Source organism: uncultured Ruegeria sp. (assembly GCF_947500045.1).
Lineage (GTDB): Bacteria > Pseudomonadota > Alphaproteobacteria > Rhodobacterales > Rhodobacteraceae > Ruegeria.
Window position 1 is genome coordinate 127,541 of the sequence record NZ_CANMQQ010000002.1, and the last position, 17,609, is coordinate 145,149.

General features: G+C 57.6%; 14 protein-coding genes. 9 read left to right on the forward strand and 5 right to left on the reverse strand.

The window, feature by feature from the left end:
• The first annotated feature begins 13 nt into the window (after positions 1-13).
• The 4 genes from Q1B46_RS04020 (at position 14) to Q1B46_RS04035 (ending at position 4,576) form a co-directional block, all read left to right on the forward strand.
• On the forward strand, positions 14-1,468 hold the full coding sequence (locus tag Q1B46_RS04020) for an NAD(P)(+) transhydrogenase (Re/Si-specific) subunit beta (protein WP_299944945.1): 1,455 nt from the start codon (positions 14-16) through the stop codon (positions 1,466-1,468).
• A gap of 159 nt (positions 1,469-1,627) precedes the next feature.
• Entirely contained in the window at positions 1,628-1,984 is a 357-nt protein-coding gene (locus Q1B46_RS04025) for a VOC family protein (RefSeq protein ID WP_299944948.1), read from the forward strand.
• Between the two features lie 106 nt (positions 1,985-2,090).
• The gene (locus tag Q1B46_RS04030) at positions 2,091-3,368 is read left to right on the forward strand and encodes a DUF3422 family protein (RefSeq protein ID WP_299944951.1); all 1,278 of its coding nucleotides are present in this window, start codon (positions 2,091-2,093) and stop codon (positions 3,366-3,368) included.
• 71 nt (positions 3,369-3,439) lie between these two features.
• Positions 3,440-4,576, forward strand: coding sequence for an MFS transporter (locus Q1B46_RS04035; RefSeq protein WP_299944953.1), 1,137 nt, complete (start codon positions 3,440-3,442; stop codon positions 4,574-4,576).
• A 6-nt stretch (positions 4,577-4,582) separates the two neighbouring features.
• Here the strand turns inward: Q1B46_RS04035 and Q1B46_RS04040 are convergent, their stop codons facing one another.
• The 3 genes from Q1B46_RS04040 to Q1B46_RS04050 form a co-directional block, all read right to left on the reverse strand.
• Complete coding sequence (locus Q1B46_RS04040) at positions 4,583-5,563, reverse strand: ABC transporter permease (RefSeq protein ID WP_299666086.1); 981 nt, start codon at positions 5,561-5,563, stop codon at positions 4,583-4,585.
• Positions 5,556-6,563 (reverse strand): ABC transporter permease, encoded by a 1,008-nt coding sequence (locus Q1B46_RS04045; RefSeq protein ID WP_299666083.1) that lies wholly within the window; start codon positions 6,561-6,563, stop codon positions 5,556-5,558. The genes Q1B46_RS04040 and Q1B46_RS04045 overlap by 8 nt, the downstream gene beginning before the upstream one ends.
• Before the next feature lie 94 nt (positions 6,564-6,657).
• Positions 6,658-8,364 (reverse strand): peptide ABC transporter substrate-binding protein, encoded by a 1,707-nt coding sequence (locus Q1B46_RS04050; protein ID WP_299944957.1) that lies wholly within the window; start codon positions 8,362-8,364, stop codon positions 6,658-6,660.
• A 285-nt stretch (positions 8,365-8,649) separates the two neighbouring features.
• Here Q1B46_RS04050 and Q1B46_RS04055 point away from each other — a divergent pair, with 285 nt between their 5' ends.
• The 5 genes from Q1B46_RS04055 to Q1B46_RS04075 are packed head-to-tail and all read left to right on the forward strand — an operon-like array spanning position 8,650 to position 15,189.
• Positions 8,650-10,470, forward strand: coding sequence for an ABC transporter ATP-binding protein (locus tag Q1B46_RS04055; protein ID WP_299944960.1), 1,821 nt, complete (start codon positions 8,650-8,652; stop codon positions 10,468-10,470).
• Between the two features lie 5 nt (positions 10,471-10,475).
• Positions 10,476-11,642: an acetylornithine deacetylase gene (gene argE, locus Q1B46_RS04060; RefSeq protein WP_299944962.1), complete on the forward strand. Its 1,167-nt coding sequence runs from the start codon at positions 10,476-10,478 to the stop codon at positions 11,640-11,642.
• A 21-nt stretch (positions 11,643-11,663) separates the two neighbouring features.
• The gene (locus Q1B46_RS04065; protein WP_299944965.1) at positions 11,664-12,830 is read left to right on the forward strand and encodes a M20 aminoacylase family protein; all 1,167 of its coding nucleotides are present in this window, start codon (positions 11,664-11,666) and stop codon (positions 12,828-12,830) included.
• A 14-nt stretch (positions 12,831-12,844) separates the two neighbouring features.
• The gene (locus tag Q1B46_RS04070) at positions 12,845-14,008 is read left to right on the forward strand and encodes a M20 aminoacylase family protein (protein WP_299944968.1); all 1,164 of its coding nucleotides are present in this window, start codon (positions 12,845-12,847) and stop codon (positions 14,006-14,008) included.
• 17 nt (positions 14,009-14,025) lie between these two features.
• Entirely contained in the window at positions 14,026-15,189 is a 1,164-nt protein-coding gene (locus Q1B46_RS04075; RefSeq protein WP_299944971.1) for a M20 aminoacylase family protein, read from the forward strand.
• A gap of 46 nt (positions 15,190-15,235) precedes the next feature.
• On the opposite strand, the gene Q1B46_RS04080 is transcribed toward Q1B46_RS04075, so the two are convergent.
• Both Q1B46_RS04080 and moaA read right to left on the reverse strand, forming a co-directional pair.
• Positions 15,236-16,558, reverse strand: coding sequence for a 3-deoxy-D-manno-octulosonic acid transferase (locus Q1B46_RS04080; RefSeq protein ID WP_299944974.1), 1,323 nt, complete (start codon positions 16,556-16,558; stop codon positions 15,236-15,238).
• Between the two features lies 1 nt (position 16,559).
• A complete protein-coding gene (gene moaA, locus Q1B46_RS04085) occupies positions 16,560-17,567 on the reverse strand; it encodes a GTP 3',8-cyclase MoaA (protein ID WP_299945761.1) in 1,008 nt (335 codons plus the stop codon).
• Positions 17,568-17,609: the final 42 nt, after the last annotated feature.

A 17,609-nucleotide genomic window follows, 5' to 3' on the forward strand; every position in this document is an offset into this window, starting at 1 on the left:
GGAGGCCGGGCACATGGATTATGGCTTCACCACTGCCGCTTACGTTGTTGCGGCTGTCCTTTTCATCCTTTCACTCGGCGGTCTGTCAAACCAGGAAAGCGCCAAGCGCGCGGTTTGGTATGGCATCGTCGGTATGGCGCTGGCGGTTTTTGCCACGCTGGTTGGCCCAGGTTCCGGCCTGTGGCTATTGTCGCTGCTACTAATCGCGGGCGGTGGCCTGATCGGTCAATATGTGGCGCAGCGCGTCCAGATGACCGAGATGCCGCAACTGGTGGCGGCGATGCACTCTCTGGTCGGTCTGGCGGCTGTGTTCGTGGGCTTCAACGCGCATTTTGAGATCGGCAACGTGGCGCAGGTCATGGCGATTGCAGACAGCGCGAGTCAGGCGGACCTGTCCAATCTGGGTGCTTTTGCCAAGCTGATCGCCAAGAAAACCTCGGCCGAGCTGGCGATCCTGCATGTCGAGCTGTTCCTGGGCATCTTCATCGGTGCGATCACCTTTACCGGGTCGGTCGTGGCCTATGGCAAGCTGGCGGGTAAAGTGACTTCGACGGCGACCAAGCTGCCCGGTGGTCATGCGTTGAACGCGGGTGCGGCGGCTTTGTCGTTTATTTGCCTGATCTGGTACACCAATTCTGGTGGGTTCTTCCCGCTGTTTCTGATGACTCTGGCCGCGCTTTTCATTGGCTATCACCTGATCATGGGTATCGGCGGAGCTGACATGCCGGTGGTTGTGTCGATGCTGAACTCGTATTCGGGTTGGGCGGCCGCGGCCATTGGCTTCTCGTTGGGGAATGACCTGCTGATCGTGGTTGGAGCGCTGGTGGGCTCGTCAGGTGCGATCTTGTCCTACATCATGTGCAAGGCGATGAACCGTCACTTTGTCAGCGTGATCCTGGGCGGCTTTGGCGGCCCACAGGGTGAGCAGATGGCGGTTGAGGGTGAGCAGATCGCTATCGAGGCCGATGGTGTTGCCGCCGCCCTGAACGATGCCGACAGTGTTGTCATCATCCCGGGCTACGGTATGGCGGTCGCGCAGGCACAGCAGTCAGTGTCTGAACTGGTCCGCAAGCTGCGCGCGCAGGGTAAGAACGTGCGCTTTGCCATCCACCCCGTTGCGGGTCGTCTGCCGGGCCACATGAACGTGTTGCTGGCCGAGGCGAAGGTGCCGTATGACATCGTTTTGGAGATGGACGAAATCAACGACGATTTCCCGGACACGGACGTGGCCATCGTGATTGGTTCGAATGACATCGTGAACCCTGCGGCGCAGGAAGACCCCAACAGCCCCATCGCCGGCATGCCGGTTCTGGAGTGCTGGAAGGCCAAGCAGGTGTTTGTGTCCAAGCGCGGACAAGGCACGGGTTATTCGGGTATCGAAAACCCGCTGTTCTTCAAAGAGAACACCAGGATGTTCTATGGCGACGCGAAGGCGAGCCTCGACAAGCTGTTGCCGATGATCGAGTGACCACGAGACATAGCCAAATTGCAAAGGGCGCCTGCGGGCGCCCTTTTCTTTATGGGTAGAGGGGGCTTTGCCCCCTGAACCCCCAAGGTATTTGGAGCCAGATGAAGCAAGCGGATTGTGCTATGTTGGTATGACAGGGATGCAGTTAGGAGAGGTGCAATGCAAACGGTAAACGGCATAGGTGGCGTGTTTTTCCGGGCTAAAGATCCAGAAGCGTTGAGCGCCTGGTATGAAACGCATTTGGGTGTCAATCACTATATCCCGGTCCCCTGGAAACAGCGTGAAGGGTATACCGTGTTCGCCCCATTTGCGCAGGATACGGATTATTTTGGCAGGTCAGAACAGCAATGGATGATCAATTTCCGCGTAGATGATCTGGGTGCCATGATTGCGCAGCTGGAAGCGGCAGGAATCCCCGTGGAAACGAATCCAGATTGGGATAGCGAGGTTGGCAAATTCGCCCGTATTCACGACCCCGAGGGCAATCCCATCGAACTGTGGGAGCCTAATCAATGACATAGCGGGATGTATACCATCGTATCCACGTAACTATATGAAATAAAAAGATAATTGATGTATTTCCCGAGCTGCGTATAGTGCCGTAAGCCTTGGGGAATGATCCATGACTCCACTTGATGACCATCCGCTGCGCTATGCGCTGACAAACGAACTGCATGCGCGGCCTTTTCCGGTGGCGGCGGCACCCTGCACCGTGGTGTTTCTGGCGATCAAGAAAACCGACGCCGCTGCAGCGCGAGATCGCAATCTGGATTCGATGCATTTGATCAACCTGTTGGATCGCCACGGAGCGCAGCATCCGCAACCGGGCGCAACGCACTATGCCGGGCAGATCGGGCGACATTGGCTGAAATGGGAACAGCACACCGAGTTTGTGGCTTACACAGCCATTACGCAGAATGTCAGCGACCGGGCCTTTGATCCTGCAGATTTCGAGGTGTTTCCGCCCGACTGGCTGATGGCCAGTCCGGGCCGGCGGATCACTTCGATCATGATGCGCGTGGTAAAGCGGTCAAAGGATGCTCCGGTCACGCAAGCGCTGTCGGATTGGTTCGAGCCCGAGAGCCTGGCGGTGGCGCGTGTATTGGACGACTCGGCCATTTGCGCAAGCGATTTCCGCATCGATCCGGCCGGGCACATGCGGTTTGCTCTGTTTGTGTCGAAAGAGACCGGCCGACGCAGGACTGGGCGGATCATTCAGCGCCTGTGCGAGATAGAAACCTACAAGGCAATGTCGATGCTTGGCTTCGCGCGTGTCAAAGACCTGATGCCGCGCATCGGTGAGCTTGATAAGACATTGTCCGATCTGATGGTCGAGATGACGGACGATTCCGCGTCACCTGACGATCTGTTACCGCAACTGCTGTCGACCTCGACCGAGTTGGAAACCCTTTCCGCGCGCAGTTCGTTCCGTTTCGGGGCGACCGAAGCCTATGAGGCGATCGTGAACCAGAGGATAGCTGTACTGCGTGAGGAACGGTTCGAGGGTCGTCAAAGCTTTGCTGACTTCATGATGCGCCGCTATGATCCGGCGATCCGGACGGTAAAATCCACCGAACGCCGCCTGCAGGCCCTGTCTGACCGGGCCATCCGGGCGGGCGACTTGCTACGGACTCGGGTGGATGTTGAACGCAGTGCTCAGAACCAGGCATTGCTGGAAAGCATGGATCGGCGTGCCGATCTGGCGTTGCGACTGCAACACACGGTCGAGGGGCTCTCGGTGGTGGCAATCAGTTACTACGCGGTGTCGCTTGCAAGCTATTTGCTCTATCCGTTGACCAAGGCCGGGATCAGCAAGGGGATGCTGACTGCGGGACTTACAATGCCCGTTCTGCTTGGCGTTTGGTTTGCCATTCGCCAAATCCGCAAGCGGTTGGAATAGACGGCATTTGCCAAATGCCTCAGGGTCTGTAGAACGGGCAAGATTTAGCAGGTCTTGTGCGAGGGTTTTCCGTGATTGGTATAGTCGCCGCATGGCGCGCGGTTGCCGCCATGTTCATCCTGAACGGTGCTTTGTTCGGCATTTGGGCGTCACGCATCCCAGCGGTCCGTGACCAGCTAGAGCTAAGCCACGAGGCATTGGGCTATGGTCTGCTGTTCATGGCGGCAGGCGCGGTGTGCTCGTTTCCGATTACCGGGTGGTTGACCGATCGGTTCGGAGCCGTAGGGATCACGCGGGTCATTGCGGTTCTTTATACCGCTTCGCTGATATTGCTTGCGTTCGCTGGTGGATTCTGGACCCTGGCCGCATATCTGTTTGTATTTGGTGCCTGTCACGGCTCGATGGATGTGGCGATGAACGCCTGGGCGGCAGAGGTCGAGCAGGCCTATGACAAGCCGGTCATGTCCTCGTTTCATGCAATGTGGAGCCTTGGGGCCGGTCTCGGTGCGCTCAGCGGATTTGCTGCGGTTCAGTTGGGGTTGACCGTGATGCAGCATTTCCTGGTGGCAGGTGGTGTCGTCGTGGGGCTGGCATTGTCCTTGTCGTGGGTGCGGTGGACGTCGCGTCAGTCAGGACCCAAGAAAGGATCGGTCTTTGCCTTGCCGTCCGGCGCCTTGGTGTTGGTGGGCTTCACCGCGATGTGCGGAGCTTTGGGCGAGGGGGCCGTCGCAGATTGGAGCGCACTTTTCCTGCGCGACGAGACCGGCGCTGCCGAAAGCGTCGCCACGCTTGGCTACGCAGTGTTTTCGGTGACGATGGTGTTGTTCCGGCTGGCTGGCGGCTTTGTGATCACCCGATTCGGACCGGTGGCGACCGCACGTTTTGGCGGGGTCTGCGCTGCAATGGGTGTTTTTGCCGTGGTGTCGGCGGGCCAAGCGGGGTTGGCCTTGGCTGGGTTCGCATTGATGGGGATCGGATATGCCGTAATTATGCCATTGGCGTTCAGCCGGGCAGCAAATGATCCGCATGTACCGCCCGGGCAGGCGATCGCGAGCGTAGCGACTTTGGGATACGGTGGGTTGCTGATCGGGCCGCCCCTGATCGGGTTCTTGGCCGAGTTGATGACTTTGAGACTGGCCTTTGCGGTTCTTCTACCACTGGCAGCCCTGATCATCGTGTTGGCCGGCGCGCTAAGGCGCGCCGACTGAGTTTTCCTAGCGCCCGCGAATACGCGGGTCGAGTGCATCGCGCAGGCCGTCGCCCAGATAGTTGACGCTGAGCACGGTCAGCGAAATTGCCAAGCCGGGCCAGAACACGCGTTCAGGGTATTGCTGCAGATAATCGACACCATCAAACAGCAGACGGCCCCATGTCGGGAAGTCGGGCGGGAAGCCGAGGCCGAGGAAGGACAATGCGCTTTCTGTGATGATCGCGGTCGCAATACCCAACGTTGCAGACACCATGATCGGAGACAGCACATTCGGCAGGATATGCCGCGTGATGATCTGGCTGTTGCTGGTGCCGATGGACCGGGCCGCCAGAACGAACTCGCGTTCCTTGATCGCCAGCACGTCGCCCCGCACGATCCGCGCGGTCGGCATCCATGAGGTGATGCCGATGGCGCAAACGATCAGGATGAAGATGCCTCGTTCCAATCCGAATGCCGCGGACAAAGGTTCGCGGAACAGCAACATCATGACCAGCAGCAGCGGTAGCAAGGGCAAGGCCAGGAACAAGTCGGTCAGGCGCATCAGCGGCCCGTCAAGGCGTTTGAAGAACCCGGCAACCACCCCGACAAGTGAGCCAAGAAACAGCGCCAGAAGCATCGCGGTGATACCCACCGAAACCGAGGTCTGGCCCCCTGACATCATCCGCGCCAGAATATCCCGGCCTAATTGGTCAGTCCCAAAGGGATGTGCCCAACTGGGGCCTTGATTGCGAGATCGGATGTCGATTTGGGTGGGATCAATGCTCCAGAGATAAGGTCCCAGATAAACGCCGACGACGATGAAGATGAACAACACAGCTCCGATCATCGCGCCTTTGTGGGTTTTGAATTGGTCCCACACATCGCGCCACTGGCTGCGGGGCGGTGTGGCCAGTTCCTCCATGACACCAGTGGTTGGCAGCGCGGTCGAGGCGGGTGCAAGCCCTTCATCCGGGATTAGCGTATCGGTACGATCATGATCAGTCATAGCGAATCCTCGGGTCCAGAATGCCATACAGAACGTCTGCGATTAGATTGAACAGAACGATCAGCACGGCAAAGATGAAGGTCAGTGTCTGCACCATTGGCAGGTCATTGGCCTGAATGGCCCCGATCAGCAATTGGCCGATGCCGTTTACCTTGAACACCTGCTCGGTGATGATGGCACCGCCGAAGATGGCTGGAATACCTAGCGCGATCACGGTGACCACCGGGATCATCGAGTTCCGCAGCACGTGGACCATCACGACGGTATATTCGCTTAACCCCTTGGCACGGGCGGTGCGGACGTAATCCTGATTGAGATTGTCCAGCATTGAGGCGCGCATGAACCGGCTTAACTGCGCAGTGATCTGCAGAGCCAGAACCATGACCGGCATGATCATCTGTTTCAGCTGCAGCATGAAGCTGTCCCAACTGTTGACAACAAGCGTGGTGTCATAAATCGACGGGAACCAGCCCAGCTGGACTGAGAAGATCACGATCACCAGCACACCAGAAAAGAAAGGTGGGACCGAAAAGCCGATCATCGACACGAATGTGCCCATCTGATCGAACCATGAATACTGGCGATAGGCCGAATAGATGCCAATCGGCAGCGCGATCAGGATGGCAACCACATAGGCAGTGCCAACAACCCACAGGGTCTGCGGGATACGCTGAACGACGATATCCATGACGGGCGAACGGGTCTGCCAGGAGATTACGCGCAGATCGCCTTCGGAAAAAGTTGTACCGAACATCGAGTCGATCAGAACCTGCGGTTCGATCCAGAAGAACTGCACGATCCATTTCCAGAACCGGATATGCATCGGCTGACCGAGGCCAAGTGCCTCGCGCATCTTCTCTTTGACTTCGGGTGGGACGGTAAGCGGAACCTGCGCCATCGGGTCGCCGGGGGCGAGTTCGAGGAGCAGGAAAATGACGAGGCTGATGAACAGCAGCGTAGGAACAGCCAGCACCAGTCGTCTGATGGTAAAGTTAAGCATTAAGAGGCGCCTTTATATGCGTCTTCTTGTTGGAGTGGTCTGCAAATGTCCGCGCCCCGAAATGGATCGGGGCGCGGCTTTGCAAGGCTAACGCTTAGGAACCTGTTTTGCGGTACCAGTCCGCAATGTTCCACAGCTCGCTGTCCCATACGTTCAGGACAACACCACCCAATGTGTTTGCGTGGGCCGACAGACGACCACGGTGCACCAGCGGGATCATACCGCCGTTTTCAACCATGATATCGTTCAGCTTTTTCGCGATTTCGGCACGCTGCTCCAGACCTGCTGTTTCGGCCAGCTGACCATGCAGCTTGTCGAACTCTTCGTTGCAGAAGCGGCTGATGTTTTCACCCTGCCACTGGCTGTCCGGACGCGGAGCCTTGTCGCACAACCCGTTGCCCAGATAGGACTGCGGGTCCGTGCCGTTGAAGGTGTTGGCGTACATCTCAACGTCAGCATAGAACTTCTGGAATGTGTCGGGCGAACCCGGGTCACCGCCGAAGAAGACCGATGCGTTGATGTTGCGCAGCTCGGATTCGATGCCGATCTGGCTCCACCATTCCTTGATCAGCGCCTGGAAGTCCTGACGGACGGCGTTGGTCGAAGTCTGGTAGACGATTTTCAGCGGAACGCCGTCTTTTTCGCGGACGCCATCGCCATCGCTGTCGACGATGCCAGCGTCATCCAGCAGCTTCTTCGCGCCTTCGATGTCCTGTGTGTCACAGGTCATTGAGGTCGAGTTGAACGCCGCAGGTGCCGGAACCCAGTTACAGGTCACTTTACCAGCCTGGCCGTATCCGATTTCCACCAGCAGCGGCCGGTCGATGGCCATGGACATGGCTTTATAAACCGCCGGGTCCTGCAGGAAGGGGTGCGGATGCGTGGCAGTCGAACGCTCGCCCTCGGGCAGGTCCGAAGATGGGTTGGTCTGGTTCAGCATGATACGCTCGACCAGCGGGCCAAAGCCTGCAACCGGGGTGCCTTTGCCGCCTTCCTGCATCTGCGCGATCACTTCGGGCGCCAGCTGCAGGTTCCAGGCATAGTCGAACTCGCCTGTTTCCATGACTGCGCGGCCTGCTGCGGTTGCATCGCCGCCGCCTTTGAAGGTCACAGATGCGAAGGCCGGTTTCGCTGGGTCGCGATAGTTGTCGTTGGCCTTGAAGGTTATCACGTCATTCGGTTTGAACTCGGTGACGACAAACGGGCCGGTGCCGATCGGGTTGAAGTTCTGATCGGTGCATTCAGGTGCCTTTGCGCCGACGCAATCCGCGAATTGTGCGGCCTGAATGATTGGGCTCTCACCGCCTACAAACGGTCCGTAGGGGAATGGGGTCGGCGCATCGAACGTGACCTTGACGGTCAGATCGTCCACAGCTTCGACCGACGTTACGCCTTCGAACTTGGTGACCTGCGCACAGCCGCCTTCGGGATGCATGCAGTAATCGGCCGTGAATTTCACATCAGCCGAGGTGAACGGGGTGCCGTCTGACCAGGTGATTCCCGGTGCGATTTTCCAGGTGATCGAGGTCAGATCTTCGCTGACGCCGCCATTCTCGACGGTCGGGATTTCTGACGCGAGGAAGGGAACCATATTGCCGTCTTGGTTATAGCGGGCCAGCGGTTCAATCACCAGCGACGCCGATTCCACATCCTTGGTACCGCCCGAAAGGAACGGGTTCAGAATGGACGGGGCTTGCCAATAGATGATGCTGACATTGCCGTCCGATCCGCGCTCGGCCATGGCCATCGGGGCCATCGCCGTGCTTGCAATCGCACCGAGCAAAAGGGTTTTGATCTTCATCATACACTCCATGTTGGACACTTACGTGTCTCGATTATCTCCGCGATGCCCGCGGATTTAGCGTTGCCATGTCGGGGTTTAAGAATCTGAAATCAAACGAAAACGATTGCTTCGATATCGTGTTTTCCGTTCTCTCCCCAAAACGGTTACGAGGCGTATCGAAACAGAGTTTTGGAAAATTGCAAGCCTTGCCTTGCGAAATCTGACCAATCAGTTTGACTTTTCACATCCCCCCGCCTTAGCGTTTGGCACTCAATCCGAATTGCCGCCAAGGGGAGAGCGCGCGTGCTGGATCAGCCTATTGCCCAGATCAAAAAACTACGGGTCGAATTTCAAACAAAGGATGGCCCTGTGGTTGGGGTCGAGGATGTCTCGTTCGAGGTCAACCCTGGCGAAACCGTCTGTATCGTGGGCGAATCGGGGTCAGGCAAGTCTGTCTCATCCCTGTCGCTGATGCGCTTGGTCGAGTTCGGCGGCGGCGAGATCGCAGGGGGACAGTTGCTGTTCGATCGCCGCGATGGCGACGAAATGGACCTGTCAAATGCCGATCAGGATCTGATGAAGCAGATTCGCGGAAACGAGATTGGAATGATCTTTCAGGAGCCGATGACAGCCCTGAACCCTGTGTTTACCGTTGGTCGGCAACTGACCGAAGGTTTGCGAATCCACAAGGACATGACGAAGGTACAGGCCGAGGAACGCGCGCTTGAGCTGCTTCGGCAAGTGCGCATTCCGGAACCAGAGCGCCGCCTGAAACAATATCCGCATGAACTCTCGGGTGGTATGCGTCAACGCGTGGTGATCGCCATGGCCATGGCGTGTGAGCCGCGCCTGCTGATCGCGGACGAACCGACCACGGCGTTGGACGTGACAATTCAGGCCGAAATTCTGGCGCTGATGGATCGTCTTAAACGCGAAACCGGAACAGCGGTGATGTTCATCACGCATGACATGGCGGTGGTGGCGCAAATGGCGGACCGCGTGGTTGTCATGTTCCGCGGTAACAAGGTCGAGGAAGGCACGGTCCACGAGATATTTGAGAACCCGCAGCATGACTACACCAAGTCCCTTCTGGCGGCGGTCCCGAAACTGGGCGAAATGCAGGGTAAAGCTGCGCCTGAGCCCATGAAGCTGCTGGGAGAGGAAGGCCAGAATATCGCGCCGATCCCTGGCACCAACGAAGTTCTGTTGACCGTCAAGAACCTGACCACGCGCTTTGCGGTGAAAGGTGGATTGCTACGCCGGACCATTTCGAACGTGCATGCGGTGGAAGATGTCTCGTTCACGTTGAACAGGGGGCAAACCCTGAGCCTTGTGGGCGAATCAGGGTGCGGGAAGTCTTCAGCTGGGCGCTCGATCCTGCGATTGGTCGAGCCGATGGCGGGTGAGGTCGATCTGGATGGCGTCGACATCATGAAGCTGGATCAGTCGGACCTGCGCAAGGCGCGTCTGGATATGCAGATGATCTTTCAGGATCCGTTCGCCTCGCTGAACCCGCAGATGCAACTGATTGACCAGGTTGCCGAACCGATGCGGAATTATGGAGTTGCGTCGGGGTCCGAACTTCAGGATCGTGTCGCGCAACTTTTTGACAAGGTGCAACTGCCCCGCAGCTTCATGCGCCGCTTCCCGCACGAAATGTCCGGCGGTCAACGTCAACGTATTGCGATCGCGCGCGCGCTGGCACTGAACCCCAAGCTGATCATCGCGGATGAGGCCGTTTCGGCGCTGGACGTCTCGGTTCAGGCGCAGGTGTTGAACCTGATGATGGAACTGCAGTCCGAGCTTGGCCTCAGCTATCTGTTCATCAGCCATGACATGGCGGTGGTCGAACGCGTCAGCCATCATGTCGGCGTAATGTATCTGGGGCGGATCGTCGAACTTGGCCCGCGTGCCCGTGTGTTCGAAAATCCTCAGCATGCTTATACGCAGGCTTTGATGAAAGCGGTCCCGATTGCAGATCCGAACAAACGCAAGTCTGAAAAAGATCTGAACTTCAAGCCCATTCCGTCGCCAATTCATCCGATCGGATACCAGCCAGAGTCTTCGCAGTACAATGAGGTCGAGCCGGGTCATTTCGTGCTGACAACAGACAGCGGGTACTAAGCCCCATGGCTGAAAGACTGTCACCGCTTGATATCATGACCCGGCTGATTTCGTTCCCGACGGTCAGCCGTGACACGAACCTGCCATTGGTGGATTGGGTCGAGGGCTACTTGCAAAGCCACGGAATTGAATCTCATCGCTGGCCCGATCCGGATCAACCGCATAAGGCGGCTATCTTCGCCCATGTGGGTCCTTCGGAAGAAGGCGCGATTGTTCTGTCGGGACACACGGATGTGGTGCCTGTTGATGGTCAGCCTTGGGATACCGATCCTTTTGTCGTGACCGAAAAGGACGGCAAGTATTACGGGCGCGGCACCTGCGACATGAAAGGATTTGATGCGCTTGCGATCTGGGCTTTGGTCGAGGCGCACTACGCAAGCGTCAAACGCCCTCTGCAACTGGCACTGAGTTTTGATGAAGAGGTGGGCTGCACCGGTGCGCCGCCGATGATTCAAGCAATGCAGAAAGTGCTACCCAAGGGCTCAGCCGTGATTGTAGGTGAGCCGTCGATGATGCAGGCCGTCACCGGCCACAAGGGCGGGTTTGGCTATGACACACATGTCGTAGGATTCGAAGTTCATAGTTCGATCATGCACACAGGCGTCAATGCGATCATGGAAGCAGCACCACTGATCGACTGGGCCAACAAACGCAACGTCGAGAGTATGGCGGCACAGCCTTCTGACATTGCAGCCGTGTTCGATCCGCCATGGACGACCTGCCATGTTGGTATGATCGAGGGCGGCACCGCGCATAACATCACCGCCAAGGATTGCCGCTTTATGATGGATTTCCGAGTTGTTCCGGGCGAAAGCGCGGATCAATGGCGCAACGCCTATCTTGATCAGGTCCGCCAGGCCGAGGCACGAATGCAGGCGGTCCACCCTGAGGCGCGCATTGATGTTTCCGATCACTTTGCGGTCCCTGCCTTGGTCCCGGAAACCGATGGTGAGGCCGAGATGCTGGTACGTGCGTTGACCGGAGATAACGCGGCCCATGTGGTCAGCTATGGCACCGAGGCGGGTCAGTTTCAGGAAGCAGGTTATTCCGCTGTGATCTGCGGGCCGGGGGATATTGCGCAGGCGCATCAACCCAATGAATTCATCGAGGTTGCGCAATTCAATCAAGGCCACGCGTTCATGCAGAAACTGATTAGAATATTGTCCCGTTAGTGAACGGGAGGGAGATTGAAAATGCCTGTCAAAAACCGGCTTGCCGAGATGCACGGTGCGATCACGAAATGGCGCCGTCACCTGCATATGCATCCCGAGTTGATGTACGATGTCGAAGAAACGGCGGGTTTCGTGGTCGATCGTTTGAAGGAATTCGGCGTGGATGAAATCACGCCGGGAATCGGCAAAACCGGTGTTGTCGCTGTCATCAAAGGTCGTCAGGACACGCAGGGCAGGGTCGTCGGTCTGCGCGCTGATATGGATGCGCTGCCAATCCACGAGGCGACGGGACTGGAATACGCCTCGACCGTTTCGGGCAAGATGCATGCCTGTGGGCATGATGGCCATACCTCGATGTTGCTTGGCGCAGCACAATACTTGGCCGAGACCCGGAATTTTGATGGCACCGTGGTGCTGATCTTCCAACCGGCCGAGGAAGGCGGGGCAGGTGGTCTGGCCATGTGCCAGGACGGGTTGATGGAGCGCTGGGGCATTCAGGAAGTCTATGGCATGCACAACATGCCGGGCTTGCCGGTCGGAGAATTCGCGATCCGCCCCGGTGCGCTGCTGGCTTCATCAGATGAGTTCGAAATCGTCGTAACAGGCAAAGGTGGACACGCTGCCGCGCCGCATGATGCGGTCGATACGACACTCGTGGCGTCACATATTGTCGTTTCGTTACAATCGGTTGTGTCGCGGACCGTTGATCCGATCAAACGCGTTGTGCTGACCGTTGGGACGTTTGAAACCGACAGTGTCGCATCGAATGTCATTGCCCATACAGTGCGGCTGCGCGGGACAGTGCGTACGCTGGACCCGGAATACCGTGAAATCGCCGAGGAACGCGTGCGCCGGATCGCGGAAGACACGGCCTCGGCCTTTGGTGCATCGGCTGAAATGACATGGACGCCGGGATATCCGGTGACCGTGAATACTGAGGCGGAAACCGGCTACGCGGCCGACGCCGCAGAAGCGGTGTCAGGCAGGGTCAATGACAGCACTGATCCGATCATGCCGTCAGAAGATTTTGCCTACATGCTTGAAGAACGCCCCGGAGCCTACATCTTTATCGGGAACGGGGACACCGCGATGTGCCATCACCCGGAATATAATTTTGACGATGACGCGATCCCCGCCGGGTGCAGCTGGTTTGCAGAGCTGGTGGAACGACGATTGCCTGTCGCCTGATTTGGGAGGATCAGATGCCAATCAAGAACCGACTTGCCAAAATGCACGAGGAAATCACTGGTTGGCGGAGGGACATCCACCAGCACCCCGAGATCCTATATGACACCCACCGCACAAGCGCCTTGGTGGCCGAAAAGCTGAAACAGTTTGGCTGCGATGAGGTTGTGACCGGTATTGGCCGAACCGGCGTTGTTGGTGTGATCAGGGGCAAGACGGACACGCAGGGCCGGGTCATCGGGCTGCGCGCGGATATGGACGCGCTGCCTATGCAGGAACAAACAGGTCTCGAATACGCCTCGAAGACCGAAGGCGCGATGCATGCCTGTGGGCATGACGGGCATACGGCGATGGTGCTAGGGGCGGCGAAATACCTGTCCGAGACGCGCAATTTCGACGGCACAGCCATTGTGATTTTCCAACCGGCGGAAGAAGGCGGCAATGGGGCCGAGGCAATGTGCAAGGATGGTCTGATGGATCGGTTTGGGATCCAGGAAGTCTATGCCATGCACAATGTGCCGGGTGTGCCGACCGGTCAGTTTGCCATCCGCTCAGGCCCATTTCTGGCCGCCGCGGACGAGTTTGACATTCACCTGGAGGGCCGTGGTGGACATGCAGCGAAACCGCAGGAGACCATTGATACAACGGTGATGCTGTCGCAACTAATCGTTGCGTTACAGACCATAGTGTCTCGGAATGCCGATCCGATATTGCAGGCAGTTCTCTCTGTGACCTCGGTTGAAACTTCGTCGAAGGCGTTCAACGTGATCCCTCAGTCGGCGCAGGTGAATGGTACGGTGAGGACCCATTCCAACGAAATGCGAGACTTGATCGAACAGCGCCTGAACGAGGTCAGCCAGGGGATCGCTGCTACCTTTGGCGGCACGATCAAAGTGACCTACACACGCGGTGTACCAGTAACGATCAATGCCGAGGAACCGACCGAATATGCAACTGAGGCCGCCGTTTCCGTAGGGGGAAGTTGTGGCGAGGTGCCGATGGTGATGGGGGGCGAGGATTTCTCGTTCATGCTGCAAGAGCGCCCGGGGGCCTTCATTGTGCTGGGCAATGGCGACAGCGCCGGGTTGCACCACCCCGAATACAATTTCAACGATGAGATCATCCCAATGGGTTGTTCATGGTTTGCCGAAATGGTCGAGCGCCGGATGCCGGCGGCTTGAATTAGGAGAGAGAAGAGATGCCAGTTAAGAACCGCTTTGCCGAATTGCAGGATGAAATCACCGCGTGGCGACGTGATATTCACGAAAATCCCGAAATTTTGTTTGAAACCCATCGCACCAGTGCGTTGGTCGCTGAAAAGCTGAAGGAATTCGGCTGTGATGAGGTTGTAACCGGGATCGGTCGCACTGGAGTTGTTGGCGTGATCAAGGGTAAATCCGACTCGCAAGGTAAGGTCATTGGCCTGCGGGCGGACATGGACGCGCTGCCGATTCACGAGGCGACTGGTCTGGACTATGCCTCGAAAACTGACGGCGCCATGCATGCATGCGGTCATGACGGACATACGGCGATGCTGTTGGGGGCCGCAAAATACCTGTCGGAGACGCGCAATTTTGACGGTACGGTCGTGGTGATCTTCCAACCCGCCGAAGAAGGTGGCGGCGGTGGTCGCGAGATGTGCGAAGACGGCATGATGGAACGCTGGAATATCCAGGAAGTTTACGGCATGCACAACTGGCCGGGTCGCCCGGTGGGCAGTTTTGCCATCCGTCCGGGTTCATTCTTTGCGGCGACTGATCAGTTTGACATCACGTTCGAAGGCCGCGGCGGACATGCGGCGAAGCCGCAGGAGACGGTGGATACGACCGTTATGACCGCTCAGGCCATTCTGGCGCTGCAGACGATCGCATCGCGCAATGCCGACCCGATTGATCAGGTTGTGGTGTCGGTGACGTCGTTTGAGACCTCATCAAAAGCATTCAACGTGATTCCGCAGACAGTGCAGATCAAAGGCACCGTGCGCACCATGAGCAAGGAGATGCGAGAGCTGGCCGAGAAGCGGATCAACGAGATTTGCGCGGGCATTGCGGCGACCTTTGGCGGAACGGCGGATGTGACCTATATCCGTGGCTATCCGGTGATGGTGAACAGCGATGCGCAGACGGATTTTGCGGCCGAAGTAGCGAAGTCGATCTCGGGCAATTGTGATGAGGCACCTTTGGTCATGGGCGGTGAGGATTTCGCTTTCATGCTCGAAGAGCGTCCGGGGGCTTATATTCTTGTGGGCAATGGCGATACGGCGATGGTGCATCACCCGGAATACAACTTTAATGATGAAGCCATTCCGGCAGGGTGTAGCTGGTGGGCAGAAATTGTTGAACAGCGTATGCCTGCAGCTTGATCGGTTAAGGGCGAGGGGCCAGCCCCTCGCGCTCCCCGAGGTATTTTTAGCCAGATGAAGAGGGTTCCTGTGCACTCAGGTTGAGCTGAGTGCATAGCGTTTCAATGACCGCAGTCAGGGCATTGGCCTGTGTGTTGACGCAGGCTTTGGCCGCTGTTCGTGCGGCTTCCAGTTTGGTCTCATCCGATAACCACAGAGCAACGGCGTCTGATAGATCCTGTGCAGAGTTGGTCAGAACTGCGCCTCCGGTTTCGATCAGTGGTGCGAAGGTTTCCGCGAAGTTAAAGTAACCGGGGCCGGTTATCACAGCCGCCCCTGCCTGAGCGGGCTCAAAGGGGTTATGGCCTCCGATTTTCTTCAGCGATCCCCCTAGGAAAACGATTGGGCAAAGTGCGTACCATGTTCCGGTTTCACCCAATGTATCGGCAACATAGACCTGTGTGTCCGAGGTGATCGGCTGACCAGCACTGCGCTGAGCGCAGGTCAGGCCTGCGTCGTTGACAGTTTTCATGACGTCACTCCGGCGTTCGGGGTGGCGTGGGATCAACAGTAGCAGAAGGTCGGGCCAGCGCTGCAAGAGGTCCTTGTGGGCTGCCAGAACGGTTTCTTCTTCGCCTGCATGGGTTGAACTGGCGATCCAAACCGGACGGTCGGCTATCTGCGCCTGTGTGCTGGACAAAGTCTTATGATCCACCGGCAGCGGATCGGACATGGCTTTGAGATTGGTGCCGGGTTGAACGCGATCAGCATCTGCACCCATTGCGATCAGGTTGGCGGCGGTCTTGTCGTTTTGGGTGAGAAACAGTTGGAAGTGGTCCAGTATGAAACGAGCGGTTTTGGGGCGCTTTTTCCAACCCGCTACGGACTTGTCGGACAGGCGCGCATTGAGCAGTGCCAACGGTGTTTCATCTTTGGCCGCTTCAACGATCAGGCGTGGCCAGATTTCGCTTTCGACGAAGATCCCGGCATCGGGGTGCCAGTGGTCCAGAAATCGACGCACCGGAGCAGCGCTGTCCAGCGGTGGATATTGATGACGAGCGCGTGCAGGCAAGCGTTTGGCGATCACTTCCGCTGAGGTTGGGGTTCCTGAGGTGATCAGAAACTCGGTATCCGGCAAGTGTTGCCCTAAACGGTTGATCAGGCTCAGGACTGAGAGGCTTTCGCCAACGCTGGCTGCGTGAAACCAGATCAGTTGCCCTTTGGGGCGCGGTAAACTGGGATGGCCTAGCCGTTCCAGCTGACGATTTTGGGGGACGCCTGCGGCTTGCAGCTTACCGCGCACCTTATGCCATACCAATGGTCCGGCAATTGTTGTGAGACCGCAGTACAGTTTGTACAGCAGCGTCGGCTGTGCGCTTGTGGTGGGCATTTCAGCCGCCTGTATGGCTCATGTGGCGGCTCATTTGACCGTCGATGGCCTGCCGGGAATAGTCGAAATCATGCCCCTTGGGCTTGAGGTTGATCGCGGCGCGTATTGCTTGTTCAAGGGGACGCTCCGTATCTGGATGGTCACGCAAGGGTCCGCGCAGACCGGCCATGTCTTCCTGTCCGAGACACATATAAAGCTCGCCGGTGCAGGTCAGGCGTACGCGGTTGCAGCTTTCGCAGAAATTATGCGACAGGGGCGTGATGAAGCCGATCTTCTGACCTGTTTCTTCAAGTCGGACATAGCGTGCCGGGCCACCGGTACGCTCAGCCAGATCGCTAACCGTATAGTGGTTTTCGTATTCCGCACGCACGTCCTTGAGCGACCAATATTGATCAAGCCGGTCCTCGTTGCCGATATCGCCCATCGGCATGACCTCGATCCAGGTCAGGTCCATATCGCGCTGGGCACACCATTGGGTGATTTTGGGAAGCTCGGGCTCGTTGAAGCCTTTCAGCGCTACGGCGTTGATCTTGATCCGCAGTCCTGCCTTTTGCGCTGCATCGATGCCGTTCAACACCTGTTTCAGGCGGCCCCAGCGGGTGACTTTCGCGAACTTGTCATCGTCCAGAGTATCCAGGGATACATTCACACGCCGCACGCCCGCCGCATAAAGATCATCCGCAAAGCGATGCAGTTGTGATCCGTTGGTGGTCAGCGTCAGCTCTTTCAGGGCACCGCTGTCCAGATGCCGGGTCATACTGTTGAAGAACGACATGATGTTCCGGCGCACCAAAGGCTCACCCCCAGTGATGCGCAGCTTTTCGACGCCCATGTTCACGAAGGTCGTGCACATGCGGTCCAGCTCTTCCAGGGTCAGAAGGTCCTTTTTGGGCAGAAACTTCATATCCTCGGACATGCAATAAACGCAGCGAAAATCGCAGCGGTCCGTAACGGAGACGCGGAGATAGGTGATGGCGCGGGCAAATGGATCAATAAGCGGAGCTGTCATGGCCCATAGGTAAAGCGGAGGCGGGTTCGCGGCAAGGGCTAC

What these genes read in the sequence shown, in the direction of transcription:
- Q1B46_RS04045 (WP_299666083.1), bottom strand. Translation starts at nt 6,563, where the DNA reads ATGCTTAACTTTACCATCAGACGACTGGTGCTGGCTGTTCCTACGCTG.
- moaA (WP_299945761.1), bottom strand. Translation starts at nt 17,567, where the DNA reads ATGACAGCTCCGCTTATTGATCCATTTGCCCGCGCCATCACCTATCTC.
- argE (WP_299944962.1), top strand. Translation starts at nt 10,476, where the DNA reads ATGGCTGAAAGACTGTCACCGCTTGATATCATGACCCGGCTGATTTCG.
- Q1B46_RS04020 (WP_299944945.1), top strand. Translation starts at nt 14, where the DNA reads ATGGATTATGGCTTCACCACTGCCGCTTACGTTGTTGCGGCTGTCCTT.
- Q1B46_RS04065 (WP_299944965.1), top strand. Translation starts at nt 11,664, where the DNA reads ATGCCTGTCAAAAACCGGCTTGCCGAGATGCACGGTGCGATCACGAAA.
- Q1B46_RS04030 (WP_299944951.1), top strand. Translation starts at nt 2,091, where the DNA reads ATGACTCCACTTGATGACCATCCGCTGCGCTATGCGCTGACAAACGAA.
- Q1B46_RS04025 (WP_299944948.1), top strand. Translation starts at nt 1,628, where the DNA reads ATGCAAACGGTAAACGGCATAGGTGGCGTGTTTTTCCGGGCTAAAGAT.
- Q1B46_RS04080 (WP_299944974.1), bottom strand. Translation starts at nt 16,558, where the DNA reads ATGCCCACCACAAGCGCACAGCCGACGCTGCTGTACAAACTGTACTGC.
- Q1B46_RS04040 (WP_299666086.1), bottom strand. Translation starts at nt 5,563, where the DNA reads ATGACTGATCATGATCGTACCGATACGCTAATCCCGGATGAAGGGCTT.
- Q1B46_RS04050 (WP_299944957.1), bottom strand. Translation starts at nt 8,364, where the DNA reads ATGAAGATCAAAACCCTTTTGCTCGGTGCGATTGCAAGCACGGCGATG.
- Q1B46_RS04070 (WP_299944968.1), top strand. Translation starts at nt 12,845, where the DNA reads ATGCCAATCAAGAACCGACTTGCCAAAATGCACGAGGAAATCACTGGT.
- Q1B46_RS04075 (WP_299944971.1), top strand. Translation starts at nt 14,026, where the DNA reads ATGCCAGTTAAGAACCGCTTTGCCGAATTGCAGGATGAAATCACCGCG.